The 456-nt window shown below is 60.5% G+C and carries 1 protein-coding gene; it reads left to right on the forward strand.

The window, feature by feature from the left end; genetic code table 11:
* A partial coding sequence (locus tag ACLD7X_RS18900) for a DUF4097 family beta strand repeat-containing protein (RefSeq protein WP_411425218.1) occupies window positions 1-456 on the forward strand: 456 nt, incomplete at both ends.

The following is a 456-nucleotide window of genomic DNA, read 5'->3' on the forward strand; positions in this document are numbered from 1 at the left end:
CTCCCCAAAACTTCACTACCAACCTCGTCACGAGCGGCGGTAGTATTCGCCTTGCTTCCCTGACCGGAGCCCAGACTTTTACCACCAGCGGGGGGAGTATCAAAGTACGCGAACTGCGGGGTACTATCCAGGGACGCACCTCTGGCGGTAGTATCGAGGCTATCGACTGCGCCGACGAGGTAGAGCTGGTGACGAGCGGCGGTAGTATTAAAGCCGAAGGGATGACGGGGATGGTTCGCCTCAAAACCTCCGGCGGCAGCATTACACTAGCCCGCCTGGATGGGACCATCGAGGCCAGAACCAGCGGGGGAGGTATCCGCGCCGATCGGGTTCGGGGCGAGCTCGACGCCAGTACCTCCGGTGGTTCTATCCGGATGCAAAATCTGGCCGCCAGTGTGAAGGCACGTACCAGCGCCGGCAGCATCGAGGCTGATTTCGATTCACTGGGAGAGTTTG

Origin of the sequence: Aphanothece microscopica RSMan92, from assembly GCF_046613545.2 — a bacterium.
Lineage (GTDB): Bacteria > Cyanobacteriota > Cyanobacteriia > PCC-6307 > Cyanobiaceae > NIES-981.